This is a genomic window from Synechococcus lacustris str. Tous (genome assembly GCF_003011125.1).
Taxonomy (GTDB): Bacteria; Cyanobacteriota; Cyanobacteriia; order PCC-6307; family Cyanobiaceae; genus Synechococcus_D; species Synechococcus_D lacustris.
The window spans coordinates 1-1,216 of sequence record NZ_PXVC01000199.1 but is presented as its reverse complement, the minus strand read 5'-3'; the positions used below and the strand labels follow the sequence as shown (position 1 = coordinate 1,216).

General features: G+C 48.3%; 2 protein-coding genes. Both read left to right on the top strand.

Annotation, left to right across the window (positions count from 1 at the left end; all coding sequences use genetic code 11):
- Positions 1-131 precede the first annotated feature (131 nt).
- Entirely contained in the window at positions 132-830 is a 699-nt protein-coding gene (locus tag C7K08_RS15320) for a collagen-like protein (protein WP_106501157.1), read from the top strand.
- 152 nt (positions 831-982) lie between these two features.
- Positions 983-1,216 (top strand): FitA-like ribbon-helix-helix domain-containing protein (locus tag C7K08_RS14285; protein ID WP_106501158.1); only part of this gene is annotated, 234 nt, incomplete at its 3' end.

The window sequence follows — 1,216 nt, the reverse complement described above, 5'->3', positions numbered from 1 at the left end:
TGGAAGAAAATTAAACCAAAAGGCATCTTTATTGCTGGTGGCTGGAAAGAAGTATCAACAGTTTATGTATTAAAAAATGGCAATTGGCGGCGCCTATGGATTCGGCAATAGCTAACAGTTGATACCCGTTAGTGGCCTGGGATAAGAACTGCTGCCTTGTTGGCCCAACAGGAGCTGTAGGACCTCAAGGGCTTAACGGTTTTGATGGCGCCCCTGGTGTCCAAGGCCCTGCTGGACTAGATGGTCCCCCTGGCCCGCAAGGACCACAAGGTGAGGTCGGTAGTGATGGTGCTACTGGGCCGCAAGGCCCTGCAGGTCCTGGGCCATCAAATCCTGGCTTAGTAAAGGGCATTCAGAGCAGCCAAAATGACATTTACGCATCAGCTGGTATTGATTTCCCGGTTTGGACAAGTGTTTCATCATCTTGCACAGCTACTTGCAACGCTATTCCTCCAAATAATCAATTTTATGGGGCCATGATCTGTAATCTTTACGGTCATAGATGTGATTATCAAGTTAGATTAGTGGACCAAGCAACCGGAGCTCAACTAGGCAACTCTATCGTTGCTTGGACGGTAACTCACCCACCTAGCGCTCTTATTCTTGATGAAGAACAAGCTGCATGGTATGCGTTACATCCACGGGTAGAACAAGTCAGCACATTAGAAAAAGCTGGTAGATATGAAGGTACAAAAACACTAGAAGAATTGCAGGCAGAGTCTCATGCGGAAGCGCAGGCGCAGCTTGCATTTATTAAAAACTTCAAGCGCATTAAACCTCACCGAACAATTTCGGAGGTAGAAGCTGAAAAGCTGGTGCAGGATATGTAACTACCTAACAATTGCTGAATGGCAGCCAACCGGCGGCAATAGCTAGCAGTTGATACCTACTGGCCCAATTGTTCTTACTACTCAAAGCATGATTGCTTGGCAACCATAATGGATCCATAATGGTTTAACTGTTGCCAGGTCTGCTTTCTGCCATGGCCAAGAGCATTACCCTAAAGAACCTGCCAGATGCGCTCCACGCCCGGCTGGCAGCTGAAGCTAAGCGCAACAGGCGCAGCCTCAATAACGAGGCGATTGTTTGTTTAGAGACCGGCCTCGGCACTGCAAACCCATCTGTGGAGGTGCAATTAACCAGAATTAGAGCCTTGAGGGAAAGCCTCGGACCCCACAGCTTTGATCCAGATCAGATCGATGAGTTCAAGCGCCTA